The 21,884-nt window shown below is 70.1% G+C and carries 11 protein-coding genes and 1 riboswitch; of the genes, 4 read left to right on the forward strand and 7 right to left on the reverse strand.

Translation table 11 applies throughout. The annotated features are described in order from the left end of the window. The first annotated feature begins 90 nt into the window (after nt 1-90). Entirely contained in the window at nt 91-1,278 is a 1,188-nt protein-coding gene (locus tag PPSIR1_RS20650) for a serine/threonine-protein kinase (protein WP_006973088.1), read from the forward strand. 12 nt (nt 1,279-1,290) lie between these two features. Here PPSIR1_RS20650 and PPSIR1_RS20655 read toward each other — a convergent pair whose 3' ends face one another. The 3 genes from PPSIR1_RS20655 to thiC all read right to left on the reverse strand — a co-directional run bounded on the left by PPSIR1_RS20655 (nt 1,291) and on the right by thiC (nt 5,076). Further along, nucleotides 1,291-2,238 (reverse strand): hypothetical protein, encoded by a 948-nt coding sequence (locus PPSIR1_RS20655; RefSeq protein ID WP_006973089.1) that lies wholly within the window; start codon nt 2,236-2,238, stop codon nt 1,291-1,293. A gap of 196 nt (nt 2,239-2,434) precedes the next feature. Next, nucleotides 2,435-3,376 carry a hypothetical protein gene (locus PPSIR1_RS20660; protein WP_006973090.1) on the reverse strand — a complete coding sequence of 314 codons (942 nt, stop codon included), beginning with the start codon at nt 3,374-3,376 and terminating at the stop codon, nt 2,435-2,437. After that, nucleotides 3,373-5,076, reverse strand: coding sequence for a phosphomethylpyrimidine synthase ThiC (gene thiC / locus PPSIR1_RS20665; RefSeq protein ID WP_006973091.1), 1,704 nt, complete (start codon nt 5,074-5,076; stop codon nt 3,373-3,375). Before thiC ends, PPSIR1_RS20660 begins: the two co-directional genes overlap by 4 nt. Beyond that, nucleotides 5,065-5,165: riboswitch (TPP riboswitch) on the reverse strand. It overlaps the preceding gene by 12 nt. Before the next feature lie 180 nt (nt 5,166-5,345). Here thiC and PPSIR1_RS20670 point away from each other — a divergent pair. Together PPSIR1_RS20670 and PPSIR1_RS20675 are read left to right on the forward strand one after the other, a co-directional pair. Beyond that, nucleotides 5,346-6,179, forward strand: coding sequence for a hypothetical protein (locus PPSIR1_RS20670; RefSeq protein ID WP_006973092.1), 834 nt, complete (start codon nt 5,346-5,348; stop codon nt 6,177-6,179). A gap of 60 nt (nt 6,180-6,239) precedes the next feature. Next, a complete protein-coding gene (locus tag PPSIR1_RS20675; RefSeq protein ID WP_006973093.1) occupies nt 6,240-7,061 on the forward strand; it encodes a hypothetical protein in 822 nt (273 codons plus the stop codon). A 6-nt stretch (nt 7,062-7,067) separates the two neighbouring features. On the opposite strand, the gene PPSIR1_RS20680 is transcribed toward PPSIR1_RS20675, so the two are convergent. Beyond that, a complete protein-coding gene (locus tag PPSIR1_RS20680) occupies nt 7,068-8,297 on the reverse strand; it encodes a glycosyltransferase family 2 protein (RefSeq protein ID WP_006973094.1) in 1,230 nt (409 codons plus the stop codon). 102 nt (nt 8,298-8,399) lie between these two features. Here PPSIR1_RS20680 and PPSIR1_RS43330 point away from each other — a divergent pair, with 102 nt between their 5' ends. Beyond that, on the forward strand, nt 8,400-9,206 hold the full coding sequence (locus PPSIR1_RS43330) for a LuxR C-terminal-related transcriptional regulator (protein WP_006973095.1): 807 nt from the start codon (nt 8,400-8,402) through the stop codon (nt 9,204-9,206). 10 nt (nt 9,207-9,216) lie between these two features. On the opposite strand, the gene PPSIR1_RS20690 is transcribed toward PPSIR1_RS43330, so the two are convergent. The 3 genes from PPSIR1_RS20690 to PPSIR1_RS20715 all read right to left on the reverse strand — a co-directional run bounded on the left by PPSIR1_RS20690 (nt 9,217) and on the right by PPSIR1_RS20715 (nt 21,851). Further along, nucleotides 9,217-12,711, reverse strand: a complete 3,495-nt coding sequence (locus PPSIR1_RS20690) for a UvrD-helicase domain-containing protein (protein ID WP_232296523.1) — start codon at nt 12,709-12,711, stop codon at nt 9,217-9,219. Next, the gene (locus PPSIR1_RS49445; protein ID WP_198154565.1) at nt 12,615-15,509 is read right to left on the reverse strand and encodes a PD-(D/E)XK nuclease family protein; all 2,895 of its coding nucleotides are present in this window, start codon (nt 15,507-15,509) and stop codon (nt 12,615-12,617) included. The genes PPSIR1_RS20690 and PPSIR1_RS49445 overlap by 97 nt, the downstream gene beginning before the upstream one ends. Before the next feature lie 426 nt (nt 15,510-15,935). Further along, complete coding sequence (locus PPSIR1_RS20715; RefSeq protein ID WP_006973101.1) at nt 15,936-21,851, reverse strand: protein kinase domain-containing protein; 5,916 nt, start codon at nt 21,849-21,851, stop codon at nt 15,936-15,938. Between the last annotated feature and the right edge of the window lie 33 nt (nt 21,852-21,884).

Genomic DNA, 21,884 nt, shown 5'->3' on the forward strand with positions numbered 1-21,884 from the left:
AGCGGGACCAGCCGGCCTGGCACCGCGCTTGCACAAACACGAAGCATGCGCTCCTCCACGCCCGTCGAAGCTCCCCTCTGTCCGTGTGCGGTGGAGGTGCGAGGCTGGGAGGACACCAAGCCCATCGACCGGCCCCTCGACGAGCCGAGCCCCAGACAGCTCGCGGCTCGGGTGGCGCGGGGCGAGGCGGTGACGCTCGCCGGGCGCTACCGCGTCGAGGGGCTCCTCGCCCGCGGGGGCATGGCCTCGGTCTACGCCGCCCGCGACCTCGCGCTGGGGAGGCAGGTCGCCCTGAAGGTGCTGGACGAGGGCCGGGTCAACTCCGCGAGCACGATCCGTCACTTCGTCCAGGAGGCCGAGCTGATGGCGGCGCTCGATCACGAGGGCATCGTCGAAGTCTTCGGCGCCGGGACGACGGCCTCCGGGGTGATGTACGCGTGCATGGAGCTCCTGCGCGGCGAAGACCTGCGCCAGACCTTGCGCCGACGCGAGCGCCTGCCTTGGCCGCGCGTGCGGGCCCTGATGCTCGACCTGTGCGAGGCCCTGGCCGCGGTGCACGAGGCGGGGGTCGTCCACCGGGACGTCAAGCCCTCGAACTGCTTTCGGGTCGTCGAGGGCGAGGGCGAGTCGCTGCGCCTGATCGACTTCGGCATCGCCTGCGTCGACGCGGCGCCGGGCGCCGAGCAGCGGGCGGTCCTGGGCACGCCGGAGTACATGTCTCCGGAGCAGGCCCGGGGCGAGGCCGCCGACCCGCGCAGCGACATCTACGCGGCGGGCGTGCTGATGGGCGAGCTGCTGACGGGGAGCTTGCCCTTTGACGAGCCGAGCCGGGTGGTCATGCTCACCGCCCAAGCCTACGACGAGCCACCTCGCCTCGCGGAGCTGGCGGGGCCGAGCCTGGACTACCCCGCGCAGCTCGACGTCGTCTATGCCCGGGCCCTGGCCAAGGATCCGGCGCAGCGCTTTGCGAGCGCGAGGCAGCTGGCCGCGGCGCTGCGGGCGATCGACGCGGACGGGGGCGGCGTCGCGGCCTCGGGCCGGCACGCGCGCGGCGAGGCGGGCGGGCGGCCTGGCGAGACCCTCGAGGACGAGACCCTCGACCTCGAGCCCGGCGCGACGTGGACGAGCATGGCGGGCCTGCCTCGGGCCGAGAGAGGTGAGCGCGGGCGAGCCTCGGCTGGCCCTGGCTGGATCCGGCTCACGCTGGCGACCGCGGCCGGGTTGGCGTGGTCGGTGGCGGTCAGTGTGACCGTCACCGGCGCTCTGGGGCTGTGGTGAGCTCGGGCGGTCTCACTCGAAGTAGAGCGGCGTGTCCATGCCGTCGGTGACCACGACGTAGACGATGGTGTCGGCGGCCGTCGCCGGATCGTCGTCGACGAGCTCGAGCCACGCGGCCTCGACGAGCTCGGCGTGCATGTCCGCGTAGGCCATGATGACCAGGATCTGCTTGACCCACGCGTCCTCGGCCACGACGTTGGCCGAGCTGACCAGGATGTCCGCGAGCTTGTCGTTGACCAGGCCGACCGCCTGCGCGGCGGGGTAGGGATCCTCGGGGGGGAAGCCGACGGCTCGGGTCACGCTCACGCCGACCTTTTGCGCGAACAGCTCGACGAGGATGTCGGTCTTCTTGCTGTCCTCGGGGTCGTAGCCGATCTCTTCTTCGGTCTTGAGCAAGCTCGCCCCGGCGCAGCGCGAGAGCAGCTCGTAGGCGAAGGCCTCGCTGACCGTCGAGCTGCCGCCCGCGTTGGGCGTGGTCAGGATCGTCTGGGCGCCCTCGGTCAGCAGCGGGAGGTCCTCGGGGTCGTCGTAGGGATCGTCGCGGAAGTCGAGGTGGAGGGTGAAGAGCGAGGGCGTGGAGGCGTCGAGCTCGGCCTCGAGGGGGCTGCAGTCGCCGACGATGGCCCCGAAGCCCTCGTCGCCGGTGGTCGAGTCGGTGTCGGTGTCGGTGTCGGTCTCGGTCTCAGTCTCGGTCTCGGTCTCGGTCTCGGTGTCGGTGTCGGTGTCGGTCTCGGTCTCGGTGCCCGTGTCGCTGCTGGTCTCGGACGAGGTCTCGGACTCCGTGGTCGAGACCTCGTCGGCGCCTTCGCTGTCGGTCTCGGTGGTGTCCGTGCTGCTCTCGTCGGCGCCCTCGCTGCTCGACTCGCCGCCGTCGTCGCCACGGCAGCCGGCGCTCAGCAAGCTCAGGGCGAGGGCGAGGCTCGGCGCGAGGGACAGCCTCCAGTGCGGTCGACGCTTCATGGCTCGCACGGTATCAGGATGTGGGGCCGATCTTGCCTAGCAGTCGCCCACCCCGGCCGCGCCGGGACCCATGATCCACGAAAGCATCGTCCATGGACTCAGCTGGCGTTGAACCCGTGGGCGGCTGCCTTTCTCGGTATCGACGTGTGCGTGATGCCGTCGAGCTCGGGAGGAGCACAGCGTGTAGAGGAATGAGCTACTCGCGCGGGCTCGGATCGCGGAGCGCGTCGCCGCGGAGGGCTCGCTGGGTCTCGAAGCGCAGCGAGACGCCGTCGCGGTGATCTTCGCTGATCACCTCGAGCGCCCCGTCGACCCCCAGGAAGATCCACGGCTCGAAGTCCTCGGGGCGCGGCTCGGGAGCGCGGGAGCTCGGATCCTGGCGGTAGACCCAGGCCGCGCCGGCGCGGTCCGAGCGACCCAGGCCGACGGCGAAGGGGGCGAGGGCGCCGGAGCGGACCTGGCAGGCGAGGGCGGGGGCGGGGAGCTTGGTATTGGCGGCGAGGAGGGTGCAGCGCAGGCGCTCGGCCTCGGCACTGGTCTCGCTGGGGTCTTCGGCGGGCGGGAGCGCCTGGTCGGCCTCGAGGCGATCGCAGACCTCGGGCGCGTAGCGCAGGTCGACGAGCACGAAGCCCGGGCCGTCTGGATCCGGTGCCCACGTGCCCGCGAAGCCCTGCCGATACCAGCGGCCGTCCTCGTCGACCTCGTGCTCGCCGGACTCGGTGATGAAGCGGCTCTTGCTGGTGCGCGAGCGCTCTTGGGTGGCGGCGCACAGGCCCGCGCGGCCGTCCGCGTCGAGGACGGCGATCATCGAGATGGTGCGCGAGCCTCCGACGGTGTGTTCGTAGGTGATGAACTTGGCCTGGGACAGGCGCTGGGTGGCGGTGTAGCGGCCGGTCGCCGGGGCGTGGCCGTCGAGGGTGCCGCCGAGCGCGGCCCCGAGCTCGACGGGCACGGTGGTCGGCGGCGTCGGGGCGCCCTGCTTGGCGCGCGCGGGCTCGGCAGCGGGCTCGGGCCCTGGCTCAGCTTCGGTCTCACCGGTGGGGATGCACGCCAGACAGGGCAGGGCCCAGGCCAGCAGCGCGGACGCGGCGAACCTGGGCCCTCGGGGGCGAGCGGCGGTTGGCGCCGCGCCGCTCACTCGGCGGACTCGGCCTGGGCCTCGCGGTAGACCTCGCCGCCGGTCTCGCGGAACTCGGCGGCCTTCTCCTCCATGCCCTTGGTGATGGCCTCGAGCTCCCCGCTGGCCTCCATGTCGCGGACGTCTTGGGTCAGCTTCATCGAGCAGAAGTGGGGGCCGCACATCGAGCAGAAGTGGGCGGTCTTGGCCGGCTCGGCCGGGAGGGTCTCGTCGTGGAACTCGCGGGCGGTCTCGGGATCGAGGGAGAGGTTGAACTGGTCCTCCCAGCGGAACTCGAACCGGGCCTTGCTCAGGGCGTCGTCGCGGACCTGGGCGCCGGGGTGACCCTTGGCCAGGTCGGCCGCGTGGGCGGCGATCTTGTAGGCGATCACGCCGGCCTTGACGTCCTCGCGGTTGGGCAGGCCCAGGTGCTCCTTGGGCGTGACGTAGCAGAGCATGGCGCAGCCGAAGCTGCCGATCATCGCCGCGCCGATCGCCGAGGTGATGTGGTCGTAGCCCGGGGCGATGTCCGTGGTCAGCGGCCCGAGGGTGTAAAAGGGCGCCTCGTGGCAGTGCTCGAGCTGCTCGGTCATGTTCTCTTTGATCTTGTGCATCGGCACGTGGCCGGGGCCCTCGATCATGACCTGCACGTCGTGCTTCCAGGCGATCTTGGTCAGCTCGCCCAGGGTGTGGAGCTCGGCGAACTGGGCCTCGTCGTTGGCGTCGGCGATGCACCCGGGGCGCAGGCCGTCGCCCAGCGAGAAGCTGACGTCGTACTTCTTCATCAGCGCGCAGATGCGCTCGAACTCGGTGTAGAGGAAGTTCTCTTTGTGGTGGGCCAGGCACCACTTGGCCATGATCGAGCCGCCGCGGGACACGATCCCGGTGACGCGCTTGGCGGTCAGCGGGACGTAGCGCAGCAGCACGCCGGCGTGGATCGTGAAGTAGTCGACGCCCTGCTGCGCCTGCTCCTCCAGGGTCTCCATGAAGATGTCGATGTTGAGGTCTTCGGCCTTGCCCTTGACCTTCTCGAGGGCCTGGTAGATCGGCACGGTGCCGATGGGCACGGGCGCGTTGCGCATGATCCACTCGCGGGTCTCGTGGATGTTCTTGCCGGTGCTCAGGTCCATGACCGTGTCGGCGCCCCAGCGCGTCGACCACTGCAATTTTTCGACCTCCTCCTCGATGGACGAGGAGACCGCCGAGTTGCCGATGTTGGCGTTGATCTTGACCAGGAAATTCCGGCCAATGATCATGGGCTCGAGCTCGGTGTGGTGAATGTTGGCGGGGATGATCGCCCGCCCGGCCGCGATCTCGTCGCGCACGAACTCGGGCTCGACGTTCTCCCGGATCGCGCAGTAGCGCATCTCCTCGGTGATGATGCCGCGGCGAGCGAAGTGCATCTGCGACCAGTTGCCCGTCTCCTCGGCCTGGGCGCGGCGGGCCTCGATCCACGCGGCGCGGCGCTTGGGCAGGCCCTCGCGGGGGTCGCAGCCCTGGGGGCCGGTGGTGTCGTAGACGGTCACCGGCGGGTTCTCGCTCCCGTCCATGGACTTGGCGAGGGTGATGCGGCGCATCGGGACCTCGAGCGCGCCGACGCTGATCTTCTCGGACTGCGGGAAGCTCTGGTCGAGGGGCGGGATGGTCCGCAGGGGGGTGACGTCGTCGCCCGCGAGGTTGAGGCGGACGGGGCTTTCAGGGGTCTTGGGTGTGTCGGGCATGCGCTTTCCTCCGCCGGTGCGAACCGGATCAGGTTCGAGGGGACTGTCTCAGGCGCTTGCGTTTTGAAGCGCCACCCCCAGCGTGGCTGGGAGCGTACACGATGCGGGTGCGGCTGAGATCGGGCCTGAGAGGAGCGCCGACCCGACCGCTAGTTATGTTAGTTTGAAGTGCGAGGGGTCCGCTAATGCAGTCCAAAACATGCAGTTTCGCCCGCGTTTCTCACCTTGGCCGTCGCGTTGGATCGTTTTGCCGCCATGGGGCTCTGGTCGTGATCGCCCTGGCGAGCGTCGCGTTGCTCGCTTGCGGGGATTCGGCGAAGGAAGGGGATGACGAGGTCGGGGAGACCGCCGCGCCCGAGACGGACAGCGAGACGGAGACCGAGGGGACGACGGAGACCCAAGGCACCGAGGCGACCGAGACGACGACCGAGGGCAGCGAGACCACCGGAGCGCCGGCGCCCTGCGACATGTTCGCGCAGGACTGCCCCGAGGGGCAAAAGTGCGTGACCTACTGGGACGGCGGCTGGCAGCCGCCGATCTGCGTGGACGTGGTCGGCGACACGCCCTACGGCGAGCCCTGCACCCACGACGGTGTCAACGCCCCCCAGGACACCTGCGACGCCGACAGCTGGTGCTTCGGCTTCATGCGAATCGAGGGCGAAGACGTCGGGACCTGCACGCCCTTTTGCCTCGGCGACGCCGAGATGGCCGAGTGCCCCGAGGGCTACGCGTGCCAGATCTCGGCCGAGGGACCGGCGGTGTGTATCGACACCTGCGATCCGCTGCTTCAAAACTGCCCGCCGCTCGAGGCCTGCTACTGGACCAACACCCAATTTGCCTGCCTCCCGGGCGGGGGCGTGCCGTTGAACAACGTGCCCTGCATGTTCACCAACGACTGCATGGGGGGCTCGCTGTGCCTGACGGGCGAGCTGTTCAACCTGTGCGAGGGCGCGAACTGCTGCGCCGAGTATTGCAGCATCGCGGGCGGCGACGGGCCGTGCACGGAGGAGGAGGACGCCCACGTGTGCGTGCCCTTCTTCGAGGAGGGGCGCGCCCCCGAGGGCTGGGAGGACGTCGGCGTGTGCATCCTGCCTCAACCCTGAATGTCTGAAGGAGTCACGATGATGCGAGTTGCGATGGGTTCACGAACGGCGCCTTGGCTGATGGCGCTCGCGCTGGTGTCCGCTTGCGGAGGCTCGGGCGCGCAGGACGACGAGGCGGGCGCGACGACGACGCCCGAGGGGGAGGGCGAGGCGGACGCGCAGTCGGACGACGCCGACACCGACGACGCCGACGACACCGACACGATCGTGCCCGAGGCGGACGAGCCCCCGGAGCCCTGCGACATGTTCGCGCAGGACTGCCCCGAGGGAGACAAATGCGTCCCCGAGATCGTCGGCGGCCAGCTGCAGCAGGCCGTGTGCACCACCGTGGTCGGGGACACGCCCTACGGCGAGCCCTGCTCCCTCGTCGAGGGCGGCCAGGGCTACGACACCTGCGATGACGCGAGCTGGTGCTTCAACCTGATCGAGGTCGAGGGCGAGCTCGTCGGGACGTGCACGCCCTTTTGCACGGGCAACGCCGAGGACGCGGACTGCCCCGAGGGCTACGCCTGCCAGCTCTCGGCCGAGGGCCCGCCGGTGTGCGTCGACATCTGCGACCCGCTGGTCCAGGACTGCCCCGGGAACCAGGCCTGCTACTGGACCAACAGCCACTTCGCCTGCGTGCCGACCACCGCGAAGCTCGAGACCGGGCAGCCCTGCGGCTTCATCAACGACTGCGATGAGGGGAGCATGTGCCTGAGCGCGGAGGTGCTCAACGGCTGCAGCGAGGCGTCGTGCTGCGGGGACTACTGCAGCCTCGCGGGGGGCGACGGGCCGTGCCAGGCCATCGACCCGGCCTACGTGTGCGAGCCCTTCTTCGAGGAAGGCATGGCCCCCGAGGAGTGGGCGGACGTCGGCGTGTGCGTCCTGCCGCAGTCCTGACGCGGCCTACTTCTTCAGCGCGTGCAGCCGGCCTTCGCGATCGACGCGCAGGAGGTGGCCGCGCCAGTCGATGGTTCGGCTCGAGAGCGCGCGGACCCAGGCCAGGGCGAGGACCAGGTCGGACAAGAAGGCGTCGCGGATCCACGCGAGCGCGCCCGCGAGGCCCTCGCCGCGGCCGGACCACCGGCGCGCGCTGATCGTGATCAAGGCCCGGGCGAACACGGCCAGGGCGACGGCGAGGCCGGCGAGCGTGGGCTGGGCGAGGGCGCCGACGGCCGCGAGGGCGAGGATCAGCGGGGTCGCAAAGAACAGCAGGGGGTAGGTGGCCAGCAAGAGCGGACGCTGGCCGCGGACGACGAGCATCCACCGGGCGAAGCGGCCGACGACGGCGCGAAAGGGCGGGTCGCCGCCGCGAGCCCGGGCGAGCACGGGGGCGACGGCGATCGACCAGCCCGCGGCGCGCAGGCGCCGGGCCATCTCGAAGTCCTCGCCGAGGTAGTCGGTGAGCTCGTCGAAGTCGCCGACCGCGTCGAGGGCCTCGCGGCGGACCGCCCACAGCTTGCCCACGAGGCCGCCCGGGTCGATGCCGCACAGCAGGGGGAAGGCCGCCAAGGAGCCGCCGAGGACGGCCTCGGACGCGCGCGGGCCCACGCCGGCCTGGGTCCGCCGCTCGGACCAGGGGGCCCAGCTCGCGCCGACTCGCCCGTCGCCGCGTCGCGGCCCGAGCAGCGGCGCGATCAGGCCGTCGAGGTCGTAGCCGCGCAGGTCGACGTTGCTGTCGACGTTGATCAGCACCTCGGCCTCGCGCCCCTGCTCCGAGGCCATGATCGCCGCGAGCATGCTGGCCTTGCGGTTCGGCCCGGTCTGCGGCGGGATGAAGGTGTGGGCGTCCACGCCCATGGCGCGAAGCTTGGGGATGGCCTCGAGGATCACCGGCCGCGCGAGGTCGGCGGGGTCGTCGACGGTCATGACCACCCGCCACTGGGTCCGGCTGTCGACCTCGGCGACCGAGAGCAGGTTGGCGAGGAGATCGTGATCGACGCCCGCGCAGGGCCGCATGATCAGCACGCGGAGCTCGGTCAGGTGCGCGTCGTGCTCGGTCGCGGGGGCAGCCCGGGCGCTGGCGAAGCGCCGCTGGAGCTGCCAGCGACGCCAGACCGCGCCGACCGCCAACCACGCGAGGAAGCCCGCCCAGCCCAGGGCCCCGTAGGCAGCGGCGGTGGTGAGGCCCGGCACGGGCGGGTCATAACCCGCAGACGGGGCCCTGACCACCCGAGCGGACCTGCGAACGTGAGGATGCCGCTCTCCAGGCCCAGGCTGGCTTGATAGCATCGCGCCGTGTCTGAGACGGAGTCCGAGCGGGTGCCCTGCATCGAGGTCACCCAAGGGCGGAGCGAGGGGCAGGTCTACGTCCTGGTCAGCCGGAGCACGGTCGTCGGGCGCATGCCCGGCGCGCCGATCCACATCGACGACCCCGGCGTGTCGCGGCGCCACGTCAAGCTCAACCTGCGCGAGGACGGCAGCGTCGAGGCCCAGGACATGCGCTCGACCAACGGGCTGATCGTCAACGGGGCCCGGGTCGAGCGCATCGTCCTCGACGAGGGCGACGAGATCAGCCTCGGCCCCGACGCCTGCTTGCGCCTGAGCTTCCGCGACCCCACGGAGCTCGGCGACGCCTCGCCCGCGCGCTCGGGCCTGTACCCGGTGCCCAGCCAGGACTCCGTCGCCTCCGTCGCGGGCCGCCGCGCCGCGCAGTCGGGGCCCATGCCCGCCGCGTCGAGCCCCGCGCCCGCGTCGAGCTCTGCGTCCGAACCCAAGACCCCCGCGCCGGAGGCTTCGCTCTCGAACCCCAAGCACGGCAAGCGCGACGAGAACACCGGCGCCATCCCCCGGGCCGAGCTCCTCGCCCGCGCCCGCGCCAAGGCGGCGCACAAGGACGCCCAGCCCCTGAGCCCGCGGCAGCTCGAGGTCAGCCAGCTCGTCGCCAACGGCATGACCAACGCGGCCATCGCAGAGGCGCTGGGGATCAGCCCGCGGACGGTGACGAGCCACCTGGATCATATCTACGGGCGCCTGGGGATCGGCTCGCGGGCGGCGTTGACCCGGTGGATCGTCGAGCGCGGGCTGACGCGGCCCGAGGATTGAGCGCTGGCGCTCAGGCGTCGAGTCCAAACACTCGAACGAGCTGCTCGAGAGCGGCCTCGACCCAGCCTGGCTCGATTGGATCGGCAGGCACGATTGTCCAGCCGGCTTCCCTCAGAACGTCATGCTCGGGGGCCTTTGTGCCCACGATGAGCGTGACCTTTCGTTCGCTCCAGAGCAGTTCCCCCCTCGTCTCCGCCCCGGCTTGGCCGGGAGGCCGCACGCGAGGTCGAGGCAGACCCTTGTCCACCAAGCTCTCAATTCCGACACCGAGCTCTGGCTGGAGTTCGGCGAGTTGCTCGCGGAAGGTCGGCTGGTCGAGCTCGGGGAAGGGCCCAACCAGCACCGCCCGGCACTCTTCGCAGCTCGGCACGATGTCGAGGACAGCCTTGCTGTAGTGCTCGAGCTGGGCTTGGTAGTTGCGCCACCCCGGCGAGTCTCTCGGCGGGAGGTCGCTCTTCCAGTCGACCACATACCAAAGTCTTCGACTTTCGTCCGTCGGAAACGCGAGATCGATCCTGCCCGAGACGACGCGTTCATGTTCGTCATCCCGGTACGCGAAGGGCACTTCAACCCAGTGTTCGGGGGCGGAGCGTGCAATGTCGAGGGTCGGATCGTCGAGCATGCGCAAGAGGATTCCCCTGCAAAGTTGAGTTCGCTCGGGCCCAACGCCGAGGCTGCGTGCGAGCCCAGGTAAGAGTGCTTCGGCTCGCTCTGTCTGCGCCTCCTTGCTTCCCGAAAAATCGAGCTTCTCCATGACCGCATGGACGAGGTTGCCGCCCAGGATCCCAACCGATGAGCTCGGACCCGAGACCCGCTCGCGGGAAGCGAGCTCATGGACGCTCTTCCAGGAGGTGCTCGCCTCTTTGCTCTGAGTGATGGTGTCTCGAATCAGCCGAGACCACTGCTCGGTAGGGTCAGGCTCTGGAGGCTCGTCTGGCGGATCCTCGAGCCAGGTGTCGACATCGGGGTCGAGATCAGCGAACGTACCGTCGCGCCATTGCGGTGGGGGGAGGAGCGCAGGGTTCATCGCAGCCGTGAACGGGAGCCCGTTCGCCAAGTGCTCGCGGATGAGCTTGTTCTGTTCACGGTCGACGATGACGAGCTGATCGCGGGCGCGCGTAGCTGCGACATACATCCACCTGCGCCGCTCCTCTGTGTTGGCGAGCTTCTCTTCAGTCTCGTACCGCTCCCAGTCCACCAGCCGCAGCGCCCCGAGCTTGACTGCGACCTTGCGCTCCCGGCGGTTGACGGCGGCCTGTACCCCCTCAGACCGACGGCGGGCGAAACACAGCATGACGACGGGCGCCTCCAGGCCCTTGGCTTTGAAGTAAGAGGTAATGCGAACGGCCTCCTCGCCAACGTCGACGCGCGAAAGGTCCTGCTCCTTGTCGAGGGCTCCGAGCATCCGCAAGACCTCGGCGGGAGAGCGAGCGGTGAGCTCAAATTGTCGTATGAGCCCACGCAGCTTGTCGAGGTTGGCGAGCTTGGCCTCGCCATCGCGCAGCAGGGCCCAGACCGCTGCGGCGCGGCTGCGGTCGAGGAGCTCGTCGAGGAGCGCGACCCAGCTGTCTCGACCTCGACGTCGGGCGAGGCTACGCAAGAGCGAGAAGGCGTCGGCGACTGGGCCCGGTGGGGGGTCTGGGACGCTGTAGCGCCACGCTCCGTCAGCGGCGCGGTGTTTGGCGAGATCTTCCCAGGTCAGGCCAAAGAGCCCGCGGAGCACGAACACGGCGCTCTGCTCATCGCCAGCCTCGTTGAGGCACTCGAGGGCCGCGGTCGCCAGCCGGATCTCATCACGTTCGAAGAACGAGCCTCCCCCCTCGACTACGGCAGGGATACCCGCGCGGGTGAGCGCGTCTTGGAGGGCGTCTGCTCTCGCCCATGATGGCAATAGCAACATGACGTCTGACCACACGAGCGCTCGCGGCTGCTGCGTGGTCTTGTCGACGACTTCACCGCAGCGTCGAAGCTCGAGGAGGTAGCGGACGATGGCGCCGAGTTCGTCGAGATCGGTGGCCGTGGGCGGCAGGGGTAGACGCACGACCGGCATCAAGCGCCCCTGTTGTCGATGTGGACGCTGGCGTTGATAGCCTGGCAGGTGGCCAAAGGTGGTGTTGACCCACTCGACGAGGTACGGGACGGATCGGAAGTTCTCTGTGAGGGCGAGCTTCTCACCGTCGCGCATGAGCAGGGACTCGAGCTGCCGCCAGGTGGTCTGATCGGCGCGACGAAAGCGGTAGATGGACTGCTGAGCGTCACCGACCGCGAACAGGCGACCCCGGCGGGGTGGATGGGCGTCCCATTCGCCGTCCGCGTCAGGCTCCCGGGTTAGCAGCGCAGCGACCTCGGCCTGGATCGGATCGGTGTCTTGAACCTCGTCGATGAGCACCGCATCAAAGCGCTCGGCGAGGCGGGCCCGAGCGTTCGGACGCTCGCGTAGGAGCCACGCCGCTCGGAACAAGAGATCGTCGTAGTCGGCGACAGCAGCCCGACGCTTGGCGAGATCAATCTGAGGTAAGAAGTACTTTGCCAGGTCGCGGACGACCAGGCCATGGAGCTTCTCGAGTTCGTGAGCCCGCCAGCTGCGGAATTGTTGAACGACTCCAGCGAATAGCTGCTTTCCGCCGCCTTGCCAGTCGGCCATGCGCCCGTGGCGAAGGTTGCCGCTCACTCCCTCGCCGCTCGCCAACACTCGGACGACGGCCTCGGCAGGGGAGCGCTCGCGGGCATCTTGGAGAACGACGAGGAGCCCGTGAGTCGCCAGATATAGCTTGTCGTGGTCTTTGTTGGTGCAGGCTAAGGCCGCGACGAATAGGCGCTTGCCCAGCTCCTCGACCTTGGCGAAGGAGGCCGCGGGGTCGAAGGGGTAGACCGTGTGCACGGGTTGGAGGTCGCGATAGCTGAGGAGGCGTCTCGCTGTTTCGCGCAGGGTCCATGGACTGATGAGCTGATAAATGACCAGGCTCGCCTCGGGGTGACGGAGGCGGAAGCCCTCTTCCCAGTTGCGGTAGCCTTCGATGACTTGAGGGGATGAGAGGATGTCTGGGAGTACCTCGGTGTCGGGAGCCCAGGCTGCGTCGAAGGATTCGGCGGTTAGCAGGCGCTGGCAAAACCCATGGATCGTCGAGAGCTCCAGGGAGGAGAGCTCGGCGAGGAGGCCCTCCGGTAGATGACGGCCGGCGGCCAGATGATGCTCGAGGGCGTCGCGGACACGCGCCTGCAACTCGCCCGCGGCCTTCTCTGTGAAGGTGATCGCCGCAATGCGTCCGGCAGGGGTGCCATGGACGAGGAGTTCGAGGACGCGATCCGTCAAGACGCTCGTCTTGCCCGACCCAGCCCCAGCAGAGAGGGCGATCGAGCAACCAAGCTCTCGAATCGCTCGCTCTCGGATGTCCTGGTCTCGAGCCCTCACTCGGGCCTCCTCGGCGTGATCGGCTGAACCTCTCCGCGGACATAGCCGACATCGTGTTCGGCCGCGAGTCGCAGGGGGTGCCGCTCGCCCCATGGCCACCAGTTGCCATGCGCGACACATTGATTGGCAAATGCCAGTCGCCGAGCAACGAGCGCCTTTTCAGCGAGCGCCTCGCCTTGTTCGGACACACCATCGAGATCGAGCGCCCGCAGTTTGATGACCTCCGGCCGTACCATCGCAGTGAGTACGAGCGATGTTGCATCGCGGGCCAACTGTCCGCGAGCGGGCTTCCTGGCGAGCAGCAGCGCGAGCTCGCTCTGCGTCTGCCACCCCAGCTCCGTTTCGACGGCCCAGGGAAGCCCTGGTACGAGGCGCCCGACTGCCTGCTTCCGTGAGCCGCGGGGTAGCGCGCCCAGGCGCTCGAGCTTTGCTATGCGTTGTCGAGCGAGGCCTCGGAGAAGTCCAACTGTCGCTTCACTGACGTCATCTCGGTGTTCCTGCCACGTTGCCATTGCTCGGTCCCAGGCCGCCTCGAACGCGGGCATCGTCGGGCCGCCAGCGTCGAGCGCTTCACCGAGGGCGTCGAGCATCATGCGTTCTTGGAAACGAGGGTGCAGGGGATCCGAGCGGCCTTGGAGACGCGCGGGGCGGCGAATCGAGAGGACCTCTTCAACTAGATAAGCGCCGGGGCTGACGATCAGCTTGGCGATCTTGGCAGGATCGAGCGGCGCGCCATCGAGGCCAGGCACATCGATCAGGGCCGGCGACATCAACCCCGTCCATGGTGTCGGCGTGTGGCTGTCGAGGGCGCGCTGGAGCCCAAGGAGCCTCCGCGTCATTGGGTTCGCCGCGATGCGGAGCAGGCCCTTTCGCGGTTCGGTGACCATCGACGCCACGCGATGCTCGAGGGGGCTCGCCGCGCGAGCCGGATCTCTGGGCCATGGCCGTGCGCGGCTGCCCACTCGGACGCGCAGCTCGGCGAGGTCGGCGTAGCTCGCTCGTCGGCCGAGGAGTGTCGACATGACCTCGAGCAAGTATGTGCTTGGCTGGAGCGGGCGGGCCTCGAGGAGCTCTGTCGCAGGCATGGAGAGCCATAGACTTCCCGTGCACGAGCCCACGGTCGCGGCGAAGCGACGGGTCTCGAAGTCTCGAAGTTCGCTGCTGGGGAGTAGCCGAGCTCCGAGCTCCGTGTTGAGCTGATCGACCAGATCGTCGGGTAAGACGGGATCCTCGCCTGGATGTCGAGGAAATCGTCCTTGGCTCAACCCTGTCACGACGACGAGGTCGAAGGCTCCACCGAGCAGGCCCATGGGTGTCATCACGCGAACGGCGGGAGCCGACAGGCTGCCGCGCAATGTCGCGGCAGCCTGGAGATCGTGGCGAAGCTGAGCGAGCGCGACCTCCAGAGGCAGCGAGCTTCCCATTCCGGCTGGGCCCCAGCCCCGGAGTAGCTGGATGACTTGGGCTAGATCCGGTGACGGTCGCCACCAGCGACGCAGAAAATTGAGCCATCGGTTCGCGTGGGCGCCAAGGGTCGCAGGTCCTCGAAAGCGCCGAAATGAGGCCTCGAAGACCCGCATCGTCCGGATCAGGTTTTCAGCTGCGAGTCGATCCCCCTCTACGTCGTGAACATCTTCTTCGTCGAGGGCGGTGGCCCAGGCCTCGACAGCGCCGATGATCGTGCTCGAATTGGTGACGGCGCCGCAGCGCGCGAGGAGCCTGCGCCAACGTCCTCGTCCTCGCGTGATCGGTGCTCCCAGCGCGTCGCCCAAACGAAGCCCAGGTAAGCGCAACAGTTCGTACCACGAGGGGACCGTCTCGCTCCCCGCGGCGATCTCCAGACACGAGAGTAAGAAGCGGGCAGCAGGTGTCGTTGCCAAGGGCGGACCGACGAGCCAGGTTGCCGGTAGATGCGCGCGTTCAAAGTGCTCGCGCAAGACGACGACCTGTCGCGGGTCGGGGAGGACTACGGCAATGCGATCGAGGGGAACTCCGCTTCGGACGGTGTCGAGGACTACACGTGTGGCTTCACCGAGCTCGCGGACATCGTCGGGAGTCCGCGCGAGGGTCAGGCTCGAGTCGGTCGTGATGGGCTCTCCGAGGGGCCCGAAGAGCCTGCGCGCCAGGTTGGCGACGGTTGATTCACCTCTACGCTCGACGTCGATTGAGGTCTGGGAACCACGTGCTGCGCGAAGCCCGAGATGTGCGGGTTCCAGGTTGTGCCAGGGGGGGAGTCGGACCTCGACGTGTGGGAACACCATGAACCAGGCGCGGAGGGTCTCGAAGGTCTCCGGCGCCAACAGTCGATCTCCGAGGACGACCGCCCCTTCCCACGGGCTGCTCGAGATGCCTTCACGGGCTGCTCGAGCCAGCGCCTCACTCGAGTAGAGCCTGTCAACCTCGCGCTGTACGTCGATGCCGCGCATGAGCTCGGCGAGGATGAGCAGGCGGTCGGCGTAGGGGGAGTGTTCGAGACCCTCGAGCTGCTCCGGGGTCACTCTAGCGCTCTCGAGGGTCTCGGTCGCCCTCGCCAACGCCATGGCCCATCCAGGCTGGGACAGCGCCTCTGCGTGTGGGCCGAGGGCGCCGTTTGCATCGAGTCGGCGGAGGAGCTCGGCGATCACCGTGCTGCGCCATCCGCCAGGCTCTGACCGTAGGCCATGGGCCGAGAGCTTCGGCTCCGCGAGGGCGTGGACGACACGCTCGGGCGTCGAAAACTCGACGCGGATGAGGTGCCCGCTCAGGGCGATCTGTTGCCGAGCGAGGTTTCCGTTTGACTCGGATGGCGTGATGACGACGATGGGGGCAGAGCGGCTTCCAGCTGTATCGCGTACCTTTTCAATCGCCTGAGATAGGGCGAGGCCGAGCGGTGATGGAGGAGGAAGAGGCAAGCGTCGAGGTTATCAGCTCGAGAGTTTGATGAAAAACTCCCGGTGAGTGCATGACTACCGCGAGGCATTGACTCGACTGTGGAGTACGCGGTCAGCAGTCAGTGCTGCTCAGGTGTTCTGTCCGAAGGTTTGAGGTGCCCGTTTTGGCGATCGACGAGGCCCAGATATATGACCATTCCTGCGGGTCTAGATAGGCGTTGATGCCGTTTCGAGGCTCTATGTCTAGGTGATGAGGTCATGGCGGATATGTTGAGTGCTTGTGGAATGGGCTGTGTTCGACTGAAATCGTGGGTGAACTCGAGGCAACACCACATCGCTACCGGCCATCGGGACGTGCGTTTCCGACATGCCGAAGATTCGGCGGAAAGGATACGAGGATGATGGCACTCTGGAGTGCCATTTCCACAGCCTCGGTATGAGCCAGGGCTACTCGGGTGGTCCGTCGATCGGCAGGTCGAGGTGGAAGGTCGTGCCGACCCCGTCCTCGACCTCGAGGCTCAGCTCGCCGCCGTGCTCCGTCGCCAGCTTGTGGCTGACCGAGAGCCCCAGCCCGGTGCCGCGGTCGCGCGGCTTGGTCGTGAAGAAGGGGTCGAAGATCTGGGTGCGCAGGTGCTCGGGGATGCCCCCGCCGCGGTCCTCGACGCTGATGCGCACGAAGGCGCGGCCGTTGCTGACGGTGGGCAGCGTCGACGCGCGCAGCCAGATGCGCTTGTCCGGGTGGGCGCCGGGGTAGCGGGAGTTGAGGGCGTCGCGGGCGTTGGTGACCAGGTTCACGATCACCTGCTGGATCTGCTGCGGCCGGCAGCGCAGCGCGGGCAGGTCGGACTCGAGCCTGCGCTCGACCTTGACGTGGTCTTGGCTGAGGAGGGTGCGCAGCAGGGTCGAGGTCTCGTCGAAGATGCGGGGCAGGGGCACGCGCTCGAGCTGGTGGCCGGGCTGGTCGTGGCCCTCGCCCTCGGGGCCGCGCCGAGAAAAGCGCAGCAGGTCGCGGGCGATGGTCGAGACCCGCCCGGCCTCGCGCCGGATCTCGCCGGCGAGCTCGCGGACCTCGTCGCTGGCGTCGGGGGTGTCGGCGATGAGCTCGGCGTAGCTCGAGATGCCGTGGATGGGGTTGTTGATCTCGTGGGCCACGCCGGCGGCGAGGCTGCCGATGGACTCGAGGCGCTGCTGCTGCTGGAGCCGGCGCTCGAGCCGGGCCTTGTCGAGGGCGGCGAGGTGGCGCTGGGTGATGTCGGTCAGGATGCCGACGACCTTGGTGACCTCCCGGCTCGCGGAGTCGGAGTTGGGGGAGCTGGGGGCGCTGGCGCGGGTGATCGGCGCGAGGCGGACGCTGAACCACCGCGGCTGGCCCTCGCGGTCGCGCAGCTCGACCTCGAGGGCGCGGGTCGTGCCTGTGGCGAGGACCTGGGCGAGGGCCTCGCGCCAGCGCGCCGCGTCCTCGGGCAGCATGCCCTGATCGCCCGGGGTGCCGATGAGGCGCTCGGGGTCCGCGGCGCGGGCGTCGAAGTGGTTGGCGAAGGCGATGGCGCCGTCTGGATCGAGGAGCACGATCGAGTCGGGGGCGTCGCCGACGAGGGAGCGCCACTGGGCCTCGCTGCGCTGCAGGGCCTCGTAGAGGTCCGCGTTGTCGAGGGCTGAGGCGGCCTGGCCGAGCAGGAAGCGGAGCACGGTCATCCGCTGGGCGGTGAAGCTGCCGGCGTTGAGGTGGTTCTCGAGCACGATCGCGCCGACCCGCTCGCCGTGCTTGACGATGGGGGCGCACAGCAGGGAGCGGGGCTGCTTGGCGACGACGTAGGCGTCGCTGGCCAGGCGCGAGTCGGTGCGCGCGTCGTCGACGACGATGGCCTCGCCGGTGCGCAGGGTCAGGTAGACCAGGCTCAGGGGCAGGAGCTCGCCGAGCTCGTCGAGGAGCATGGGCGGGCGCAGGGCCGCGGCGTCCTCGGCGGTCGCCGTGGCGACGGCGCGGACCTGGCCCTCGCGCTCGATCAGCAAGGTCCCGCGGTCGCCCCCGGCGTTCTCGATGGCCGCGCGCAGCACCCGGGCCGCGACCTCGTCGAGGAGCAGGTCCTCGGCGATGAGCTGCATGGTCGAGAGCACGGTCTCGAGGTCCAGGCCGTCGATGGGCGCGTCGGACTTGCCCCACGACTGGGTCGCCGACGCGCGGTGGCCCGCGCCGCGGCGCGAGCGGGTGTCGCGGGTGCGTCGGCTGCGGGTCCCGGTGCCCGTGGTCGTGCTCGGGCGGAGGGCCGAGTTGGCGAGCTCGCCGTCGATGCGCGCGACCACGGCCCGGGCCCCCCAGCGGTGGTAGGCCGCCCGCGCCCGGGCCAGGGCGCCCTCGCGCGAGGCGGGTCGGTGCCGGCGGGCGGCGAGGGCGGCGAGGCGGTCGTAGGCGAGGCCCTCGAGGTTGGGGGTGCGGCGCTCGTGGGCCGCGAGCGCGGCGGCCTCGAAGGCCTGGACCGCGGCGTCGCCTTGGTTGCGCAGGCTAGCGAGCTCGCCCTCGACGATCTGGACCATGGGCCCGTACTGCTCGATCGAGCCCTCGGCCCAGGTGCGCAGGAGCTTCAGGCGCTTGCGGATGCGTCGGATGGCGCGGCGGCGGGTCCGGGCGTCGACCGTGGCTTCGTTGACGCTGTCGGCGACCAGGATCGCGTCGACCATGGCCAGGCGCGGGCGGTGCCAGCTGTTGAACAGGACCTGGTCGAAGTCGTCGGCGACGTGGGCGACGGTCTCGCGGGCGGCCCCGAGGTCGCCGAGCATGAGCATGCCCATGGCGCGCAGCGCCGCGATGGCGTAGCCGATCAGCCCCTCGTACTCCTCGGCGCCCAGGTTGGAGGGCTCGTGGAAGCGCGGGGGGCTCTCGCCGGGCTCGAGGGGGGCCTGGGGGTCGTGGCTGAGGGTCTCGGCGTAGGCCTCGTACATCCCGTAGAGCGCCGACATCTGCGGGCCGTCGAGGGCGTCGAGCTGGGTCTGGAGGGCGCGGTGGCGCTCGAGGACCTCGCGCAGGTGGAGCCCAGACTCGACCATCAGGCCCAGGCCGAAGGCCCCCATGACGCCGGCGTTGGTGATGTCGCCGAGCTCGAAGGACTGGCGCTGGAGCTCGTCGAAGACCTCGAGCACGTAGGTGGCGGGGCGGCACGCGGGGAATACGAAGAGCAGGCTGCAGGTGCGGATCTGCAGGGCCTCGCGGGCGTACATGGGCCGGAGCCGGGCGAGCTCGAGGGCGCGGTCGGCCAGCTCTCCCGCCGCCTCGTTCTTGCCGATCCCCGCCCCCGTGACCGCGACCTGGGCGAGGGCGAGGGCCGAGCTGTGGTGGTAGCCGTCGCGCAGGGTCAGGCGCCCGTGCAGGCCCGAGAGCAGCACGAAGAGCTCGACGCTCGCGGCGTAGGAGGGGGCCTTGAGGGCCTGGACCAGGCGGAGGGTGGCGCGGGCCTTGGGCGTCGCGGCCTCGGGCAGGGCCGCGAGCTTTTGGAGCGAGGCCCCGCTCGCGCTGCGCCAGCCCCGGGCCGACTCGAGGATCATGCGCAGGGCGGAGGGCTTGGGCTCGACCTTCACGCCGACCTCGGCCAGGGCCGCGATCCCGAGCTCGACGGCCTCGTCGTAGCGGCCGTGCATGTTGAGCAGGACGATGTGATCGTGGATCACGTCGGCGCGCTCGTCGAGGGCCATGGTCCAGCCGAGCAGGCCCTCGAACAGGGCGTCGGCCTCGTCGCGTCGGACCAGGCTCGTGGCCTTGGCGAAGTTGAGGGCCACGGACAGGGCGAAGGCCCGGTGGGGGCCCGCCCCGCGCTTGGCGTCGGGCAGCTCGGGCTCGAGCAGCTCGTGGGCGAGGGCGAGGTAGCGCTCGGCCGAGGCCCACGCGGCGGAGCCCTGGGCGAGGACGCCGGCGGCGTAGTTGAGGCGCGCGAGCTCGAGGCGCTCGTCGTCGGTCCAGCGCCCGCGCACGGCCTCGTCGAGGCCGGCGTCGAGGTGGTCGACGATGGCGTAGAGCCGGGCGCCAAACTCGAATTCGTCGACGGCGAAGTCGCGGGTCTCGTCGAGCAGGGGGTAGAGCCCGCCGAGGTCGCTCGCGCTCATGCCCATGCTGTGGTCGACGGACTCGAAGGTGCCGACGATGCTCGAGCTCGCCTTGCCCCGGGCCTCGGCCTTTCGAGCCTGGCGGCGCTTGGCCGAGGCGAGCAGCTGCTGGCCGATGGCCCAGCGCATGGCCCGGGCCTCGGCGGGCTCGAGCTCGGCGAGGGCGGCCTCGTGGATGCGGTCGTGGGCGAAGTGGTAGTAGCCGCCCCGCAGCCCGATGAGCCCGGCGCGCTCGAGGTTGTAGAGCGCGGGGACCATGGCCTCGGCGTCGCGCTCGGTGGCGGCGGCGAGCAGGTTGGGGCCAAAGCGGGCGCCGAGCTGGGCCGCGCGCACGAGCCACCAGCGCTCGCGCTCGGGCAGCGCGGCGAACTTGGCCGCCATCACGCCGAGCACGGTGTCGGGGATGCCCGCGGCCTCGATGGCCGGCAGCGACCAGGTCCAGCCCTCGGGCGTGGGCTGGAGCAGGCCCTGGTCGCGCAGGTGCTCGAGGAAGTGGCGGATGAACAGCGGGTTGCGGTCGGTCTTGCGGGCGACGAGCTCGGTCAGCGCCCGCAGCCGCGACTCGGGCTGGTCCGCGGCGTCGTCCCTGCCCAGGGTCGCGGCGAGCAGGCGCTCGAGGGCGTCGAGCTCGAGGGGGCGCAGGTCGACGCGCGCGAAGCTGTCGGCCAGCTCGCCCCCGGGGGCGCAGGCCTCGAGCAGGTCCGCGGCCGGGCTCTCGGCCTCGAGCTCGTCGGCGCGCAGGGTGACGAGGAAGAGCGCGGGGGCCTGGAGCGCGACGAGCAGCGTGCGCAGCAGCTCGACGCTGGCGCGGTCGGACCACTGCAGATCCTCGAGGATGATCAGCACGGGCAGCTCGGCGCTGCCCGGCTGGTCGCGGGTCAAGGTCGCGAGCAGCCGGGCGAAGGCCAGCTGCAGCCGGACCTTGGCCTCGCTGGCGGGCAGCCGGGGCACGGGGGGGAGCTCGCCGAGGACCCACTCGAGCTCCGGGACCAGCTCCCCGACGACGCCGGCGACGGCCCCGAGCTCGCGGATCAGGGCCTCGCGCCAGCGCTCGAGCTCGGCTTCGCTGAGGCGCAGCAGCGAGGCCAGCAAGCTGCCGAAGGTCTCGCGCCACGGCTGGTAGGGGCGCTCGGCCGCCCGGGCCTCGACGCTCCGGCGCTGCTCGATCTTGCCGCGCCCGGCCAGGCCGCCGCGGGCGAGGTGGTGGGTCTCGAAGGCGTCGACGAGGGCGGACTTGCCGATGCCCGGCGGGCCGGCGAGGGCGAGCAGGTGGGGGCGGCGAGACGCGGCCGCGCCGGCGAGCTCGACCTCGAGGCGCCCGAGCTCGCGCTCGCGGCCGAACAGCTGGCGGGGCAGCTGCAAGGTCGTCGCGCGGTCGCGCTGGCCCAGGGGGAAGCGGATGGTCTGCAGCGAGGCCCCGCTCACCGCGGCGCGGTCCATGTGCTCGGCGAGCTGGGTGAGGTCGGCCTCGAGCCCCGCCGCCGACTGGTAGCGATCTTCCGGGGCCTTCTCGAGCAGGCGCAGGATGATGTCCGAGAGCGCCTCGGGCAGCTTGGGGACGCGCTCGAGGGGCGAGTCCGGCCGCCGCGCGAGGTGGGCGTGGACGAGCTCGAGGGGGGCGGCGCTGGTGAACGGGCACTCGCCCGTGGCGAGCTCGTAGAGGGTCACGCCGAGGGAGTAGAGGTCGCTGCGGTAGTCGACCGCGTGGCTCGTCCGCCCGGTCTGCTCCGGCGAGATGTAGGGCAGCGTGCCCTCGAGGGTCGTGGGCGCGAACAGGTCCTGGCGCTCGCGCTCGACGAGCACCGAGATGCCGAAGTCGGCGAAGTAGAGCGCGCCGGTCTCCGCCTCCATCAGCAAGTTGCTGGGCTTGACGTCGCGGTGGATGATCCGCTGGGCGTGGATGTCGGCGAGGATGGCCGCGAGGCGCTGGCCGATGCGGACCAGCTCCCGGGTGGTCGGTCGGGTCTCGCGGGCCATGCGAGCGAGGTCCATGCCGTCGACGTACTCGAGCACGAGCACGAGCTGGTCGCTGGCGTGGATCAGCTCGAGGGCCCGGACCACGCCCTCGACCTCGAGGCCGCGCAGCAGCTGGAACTCGTGCTCGATGCGAGCCTTGACCGCGCTGTCGGTCTCGTCCTCGAACTCGACGACCTTGGCGAGCACGCGTCGACCGTCGCGCTCGCGCACGGCCTCGTAGGCGCGCGAGCGGGCGTTCGCCCGGATCAGGCGGCGGACGGTGAATCCAGCGACGGGGAGCGAAGCGACCAAGGGGGGGCACCAGTGTACGTCGCTTTTTGGACT

The organism is Plesiocystis pacifica SIR-1, from assembly GCF_000170895.1.
Taxonomy (GTDB): Bacteria; Myxococcota_A; Polyangia; order Nannocystales; family Nannocystaceae; genus Plesiocystis; species Plesiocystis pacifica.